The sequence below is a fragment of the Streptomyces sp. NPDC054863 genome (assembly GCF_053610825.1).
Genome location: NZ_JBSGZD010000404.1, coordinates 1 through 5,547, shown reverse-complemented (window position 1 = coordinate 5,547; position 5,547 = coordinate 1). Strand labels below are relative to the sequence as shown.

Below are 5,547 nucleotides of genomic sequence, written 5' to 3'. Positions count from 1 at the left end.
CATGCCCACCCGTCCCGCCCCATGGGGCGGCCCATGTGCCCATGGGGTGGCGGGGCAGGGGCGGGGCCCTGGGGCCCCGCCCGAACCCCCTAGCCCGCCTGCTGTCGCATTCGCGAAGTCCGATGCACCGGATCCGTATCAATCTTCGGAATCACATGCTCACCGATCAGCCGGATCGTGTTCATCGTGTCCTCGGACGACACCCCGATCGGCAGTCCGAAGGACAGCTGGTCCGCCCCCGCCTGCTCCCACCTCTTGCACTGCGTCAGCACCTCGTCCGGGTCCCCGCAGATCATCAGCTCCTCGGCGATGAGCAGCTCGATGATCTCCTCGCTGTACTCCGGCAGCAGCTCCGGCCACTGCGGAATCCCCTCCGGCCGCGGGAAGGTGTCGTGGTACCGGAAGAGCAGCGACTGCAGGTAGTTCAAGCCGCCCCCCACCGCCACCTGCACGGCCTTCTCGTGCGTCTCCGCACAGATGGCCGTCGACGTCACCATGACGTTGTCGTTGACGAACGCCCCGATCGGCTCCGCGTCCTTCACGGCCGTCTTGTACGACTCGACGACCCACTCCATGTCCGACACCTTCTGGACGCTGAACCCCAGTACTCCCAGCCCCTTCTTCCCCGCCATCGCGTACGAGGACGGCGACCCGGCCGCGTACCACATGGCCGGGTGCGCCTTGCCGTACGGCTTGGGCAGGATCTTCCGCGGCGGCAGCGACCAGTGCTTCCCCTGGAAGCCCTGGTACTCCTCCTGGAGCCACATCTTGGGGAACTCGGAGATCGTCTCCTCCCAGATCTCCTTGGTGTGGTTCATGTCGGTGATCCCCGGCATGAAACCGAGAATCTCGTGCGACCCGGCGCCCCGCCCGCTCCCGAACTCGAAGCGTCCGCCGCTCAGATGGTCCAGCATGGCCACCTTCTCGGCGACCTTCACCGGGTGGTTGACCGGCGCCAGCGGGTTGAATATCCCCGACCCCAGGTGGATCCGCTCCGTCGCATGCGCCAGGTATCCCAGGAAGACGTCGTTGGCCGACAGGTGCGAGTACTCGTCCAGGAAGTGGTGCTCGCTCGCCCAGGCGTACTTGAAACCGGACTTGTCCGCCTGGATGACGTACTCGGTCTCCTCGATCAGAGCGTGGTGCTCTGCCTCGGGGTCGACCTTCTGGCGCGCGGCAGGCACGTAACCCTGCACGAAGAGACCGAACTCCACGGAAGTCCACCGTCCTTAACGATTACTGACGCCCCGTCAGATTCTGATGTGACCGACTGTTCCACCGCGCCGCGGGACCGTCAATACTGACGACCCCTCAGATGAACTTCGGGTCGGGTCAGACGATGGACACCCCCGCCAGCCACCCCCCGTCCACCACGAACGGCTGCCCCGTGATGTACGACGAGTCCTCCGAGGTCAGGAACAGCGCCAGCGCCGCCACCTCCTGCGGCCTGCCGATCCGCCCGAGCGGCACGAGCTTCTTGTACAGCTCGGCCACCCCCGCCGCGGACGCCTCCGGATCGGCCGTCGGATCGAGCGCCGCCGGATTGGTCATCGCCGTGTCAACCGCCCCCGGACACACGGCGTTCACCCGTATCCCCTTGCCCGCCAGCTCCATCGCAGCGACCCGGGTGAGCCCGAGGATCGCGTGCTTGGTGGCCGCGTACGCACCCACGTACGCCATCCCCGTCAGCGCGGTGTACGAAGCGGTGTTGACGATCGTCCCGCCGCCGGCGGCCTCGATCTCGGGGGCGACGCTGCGGATCCCGAGGAACGCCCCCACCTGGTTGACCTGAATGACCTGCTGGAACTCCTCCAGCGGCGTGTTCACCAGCTCGTTGAACCGCAGGATCCCCGCGTTGTTGACCAGCCCGTCGATCTTCCCGAACGCGTCCTTCGCGAGGCCGACGGCACTCACCCACTCGTCCTCCTGGCTCACATCGAGATGGACGTACCGCGCCACCTCCTCCCCCAGCTCCTTCGCCAACGCCTCCCCCTGGTCGTCGAGCACGTCCCCCAGCACCACCCTCGCGCCCTCCGCCGCGAACAGCCGTGCCTCCTGCTCGCCCTGCCCGCGCGCCGCCCCGGTAATGATGACGACGCGCCCGTCGAGCTTGCCCATGCCAGCCACATCCCTAGTGTTCGAGCCCCGCTGATTGATCCCCTACCGATCGAGCAGGGGTGCCACATCGGCGGCGAACGCCGCCATTTGCTCGGTGAGTTCGGTGACGCTCCGGCTGCGGAACCGCACCTGGATCTGGTGCACGCCCATCTCCCCGTACGCCCGCAACGACTCGGCGATCACGTCCGGCTTTCCGCTCAGGGTGCGCCGCCCGACGTCCCACCCCGCATCGCCCACGTACAACGGCTCGGCAATCGCCCCGATCTCGATCGGACCGGGATTCCCGGCCTCTTCCCGCAAGCGCATCAACTTCGCGATCTGCGCGGGGAGTCGGTCGCGCGGGTCACCCTGCGGCAGCCACCCGTCCCCCCGTACGGCGGCTCTCCGTACGGCGGCGGGCGACGAGCCGCCCACCCATACGGGCACCCGCTCCCGTGCGGGCCGCGGCTTCTGACCGAGCCCGCTGAACGAGAACCGCTTCCCCGCGAACTCCGGGAACTCCTCAGGCCCGAGCGCGGCCCGCAGCGCGTCGATCGACTCGTCGAGCACGGCCCCCCGCCCCGCGAAGTCGGCCCCCAGGGCGTCGAACTCCTCCTGTACGTGCCCGGCCCCGACCCCGAGGATCAGCCGGCCCCCGCTCAGGTGGTCCAGCGTCGCGTACTGCTTGGCGCTCGCCAGGGGGTGCCGGAGCCCCACCACGGCGACATGGCTGAGCAGTTGCACGCGCTCGGTCACGGCGGCCAGGTGGGCGAGCGTCGCCACCGGGTCGTACCAGACCGTGCTCATCGCATCGGCCAGCCGACGCGGTATGGCCACGTGATCGCAGGTCGCGAGGTACGCGAACCCGCTGCGGTCCGCGACCCGCGCCACCTCCACGAGCTCCTCGGGCCCGGCGTCCGCCTCCCACCCTTCCGCATAGATCACGCTCTGCGACTGCACAGGCAGCTGCATCCCGTACGACAGCCGCCCTTCGGGCAGGACCCGCACCATGAGAAGACCCCCAGATCTGACGGACCGTCATGTATTCATCGACCCGGCCATCGTCATAGCTGACGACCAGTCAGACAAGGGGTTCCGCGCCGCGTCTTTCCACGCCCCGAGAGGTTTCAACCGGCACTCCACATCCATCCAACTGCCGTGTGCAACCGGAGAGTTCGCAAACACGTCCACGCCCATGAACACATCGGGCACGCCCGCAGCGCCCGATGTACGTCCCCGAAACCAAGTCGAGGAGATCCCCGCCATGACACAGCGCCCGAGTCCCCTGCCCGGTGGGCAGCCCACCCGCCGTACCGCGAGGTGGGAGCGTTACCGGGTCACCCATCCCTTCTCCGCCAAGGACCAGGCCGGTCTGTGGGGGTCGATCGTCGGCGTCGTGGCGCTGGCCGCGCTGCTGGGCTGGGCGCTCGACATGAAGGGCGGGGTGGTGATCGTGTTCGCGATCCCCTTCATCGTGTCCTGGTTCGAGGGCCGACGGACGGCGTTCCAGTTCAACGCGGCCGGTGCGCAGGTCGGCGGGGTGCTGCTGCCGTGGTCGGAGGTCACCCAGTTCGTGGTGGCGACACCGCCGAACGGCCCGCACGCGCTGCTCGGCGTACGGCTGCGTCCCGGCGCGGCGCTGCCGACGGGCGCCGCCCTCCCGCCGCAGAACCCGGCCATTCCCGCCCCGCTCCACGTCGCGGTGCAGCGGGAGAAGTTCGATCTGACCAAGATGCTCGCCAAGGCACGCAAGTACGCCCCTTCGCACGTCCAGATCGTGGTCGCCGACCCGTCGGGCGAGCGCATCGCGGCCTGAGGGGGCCGGGGCTCCGCGGGCCCGTCCTGAGGGAACCGGGGCCCCGCGGGCCCGTCCTGAGCAGGCGGGGGTTCCACGGGCAGCGGCTCACCGGGTCACGGGGTCCGGTCACCGGGTCACCGGGTCACCGGGTCCGGTCACCGGGTCCGGTCACCGGTTCACCGGGCGCGACTTCTCCAGCGCCACCGGCTCTCCGCGCCGTGCGACCCCCGCCTTCTCGGCCGCCGCGTACAGCGACCGCAGGGCAATCAGCATCACCCCGATGTCGTCGAGCAGCACCGGATCCGGCAGCAGGTCGAGCGGGCTCACCAGATAGACGACCGCGCCCCAGAACAGAACCTTGTTCCCCGCCGGGATCCCGGCCTCGTTGAGCAGCTTCCGCGCCTTCACCATCTTGACCAGCAGCATCACGGCGACCACGACCATCGCCACGACCACGATTCCGGCCAGGACCAGCAGCACGACTGTCCCGTCACTCATGCGTACTCCTCGTACCACCGCCCGTCGGGCGTCTCCTCCCGTGTACCCGGAGTGGGGCGGTCCGCGCGGTGGGCGGGCCAGGTTCACCCACCTCGCGGTAACCGCCCACCTTTTTGTGCGTACTTGAGGAGCGGCGATTCCGGTACGAGGCTGGGGGCAGCCCTCCTCGGGCACACCCCACCTCTTCCGAAAGGGAACTCCCATGCCTGCCTCCCCTGTCTCCCCCCTCTCCGTCACCGTCCTCGGCCTGGGCCTGATGGGCTCGGCGCTCGCCGAAGCGCTCCTCGCCGCCGGACACCGGGTCACCGTCTGGAACCGCACCCCGGCCAAGGCGGCCCCCCTGGTCGCACGGGGCGCACTGCAGGCGTCATCGGTCCGCGAGGCGATCGAGGCAAGTCCTCTCGTGATCTCCTGCGTCCTCGACTACGACACCCAGCACGCCCTCCTCGAACCGGCCGCCGGCGCCCTGCACGGCCGTACGCTCGTCAGCCTCACCAACGGCACGCCCGCACAGGCCGTCGCGACCGAAGCCTGGGCCCACGCCCTCGGCGCGGCCTACCTGGACGGCGGCATCATGGCCGTCCCCCACCAGATCGCCACCCCTGAAGCCTTCCTCTTCTACAGCGGCGCCGAGGACCCCTTCGCCCAGCACCGCCCCGTCCTGGAGGCTCTGGGCACCCCGAAGTACCTGGGCACGGACGTGGGCACGGCCTCCCTCTACGACCTCGCCCTGCTGAGCGGGATGGACATGATGTTCGCGGGCTTCTTCCACGCCACCGCTGTCGCCACCTCCCACAAGGGCACCACCGCGGCCGGCTTCACGGAGCACCTGGTCGCCTGGCTGACGAGCATGCTCGGGATGCTGCCGGTGATGGCCGCGGACATCGACGCGGACGGCCCGCCCGCCTACGAGCAGACCCTCGACCTGGTCGTGGCCGCCGCCCGCAACATGGGCGACGCGGCACGCGAGACAGGCGTACGCCCGGACCACTTCGACCGTACGGTCACCGAGCTCGAAGCCCGGATCGCGGCGGGCGAAACGGCATACACGGCCCGCACGGCGGTCCAGCACCTGCGAGTCCCGTCCCACGGATGAGCCGGGCCCGGCGCCTGCCCGGACAGCGCACGCTCCGCCCCCTTCGCACCGGACTCAC

At 69.6% G+C, this 5,547-nt stretch carries 6 protein-coding genes; 2 read left to right on the top strand and 4 right to left on the bottom strand.

Going from position 1 to position 5,547, the window contains the following annotated elements:
- Positions 1-89: 89 nt before the first annotated feature.
- The 3 genes from ACWGIG_RS36395 to ACWGIG_RS36385 form a co-directional block, all read right to left on the bottom strand.
- Positions 90-1,214 carry an LLM class flavin-dependent oxidoreductase gene (locus ACWGIG_RS36395; protein WP_453325998.1) on the bottom strand — a complete coding sequence of 375 codons (1,125 nt, stop codon included), beginning with the start codon at positions 1,212-1,214 and terminating at the stop codon, positions 90-92.
- Between the two features lie 118 nt (positions 1,215-1,332).
- On the bottom strand, positions 1,333-2,118 hold the full coding sequence (locus ACWGIG_RS36390; RefSeq protein WP_453325997.1) for an SDR family NAD(P)-dependent oxidoreductase: 786 nt from the start codon (positions 2,116-2,118) through the stop codon (positions 1,333-1,335).
- A gap of 42 nt (positions 2,119-2,160) precedes the next feature.
- Positions 2,161-3,108, bottom strand: a complete 948-nt coding sequence (locus ACWGIG_RS36385; RefSeq protein ID WP_453325996.1) for a TIGR03619 family F420-dependent LLM class oxidoreductase — start codon at positions 3,106-3,108, stop codon at positions 2,161-2,163.
- Positions 3,109-3,361: 253 nt separating this feature from the next.
- Between ACWGIG_RS36385 and ACWGIG_RS36380 the strand changes: the two genes are divergently transcribed.
- Positions 3,362-3,913, top strand: a complete 552-nt coding sequence (locus ACWGIG_RS36380) for a hypothetical protein (RefSeq protein WP_453325995.1) — start codon at positions 3,362-3,364, stop codon at positions 3,911-3,913.
- 150 nt (positions 3,914-4,063) lie between these two features.
- Here the strand turns inward: ACWGIG_RS36380 and ACWGIG_RS36375 are convergent, their stop codons facing one another.
- On the bottom strand, positions 4,064-4,393 hold the full coding sequence (locus tag ACWGIG_RS36375; protein WP_453325994.1) for a DUF1232 domain-containing protein: 330 nt from the start codon (positions 4,391-4,393) through the stop codon (positions 4,064-4,066).
- A 202-nt stretch (positions 4,394-4,595) separates the two neighbouring features.
- Between ACWGIG_RS36375 and ACWGIG_RS36370 the strand changes: the two genes are divergently transcribed.
- Positions 4,596-5,489 (top strand): NAD(P)-dependent oxidoreductase, encoded by an 894-nt coding sequence (locus ACWGIG_RS36370; protein ID WP_453325993.1) that lies wholly within the window; start codon positions 4,596-4,598, stop codon positions 5,487-5,489.
- The last annotated feature ends 58 nt before the right edge of the window (positions 5,490-5,547 follow it).

Excerpts from the sequence above, each read along its gene's own strand:
- ACWGIG_RS36390 (WP_453325997.1), bottom strand. The coding sequence starts at position 2,118 with ATGGGCAAGCTCGACGGGCGCGTCGTCATCATTACCGGGGCGGCGCGC.
- ACWGIG_RS36385 (WP_453325996.1), bottom strand. The coding sequence starts at position 3,108 with ATGGTGCGGGTCCTGCCCGAAGGGCGGCTGTCGTACGGGATGCAGCTG.
- ACWGIG_RS36380 (WP_453325995.1), top strand. The coding sequence starts at position 3,362 with ATGACACAGCGCCCGAGTCCCCTGCCCGGTGGGCAGCCCACCCGCCGT.
- ACWGIG_RS36375 (WP_453325994.1), bottom strand. The coding sequence starts at position 4,393 with ATGAGTGACGGGACAGTCGTGCTGCTGGTCCTGGCCGGAATCGTGGTC.
- ACWGIG_RS36370 (WP_453325993.1), top strand. The coding sequence starts at position 4,596 with ATGCCTGCCTCCCCTGTCTCCCCCCTCTCCGTCACCGTCCTCGGCCTG.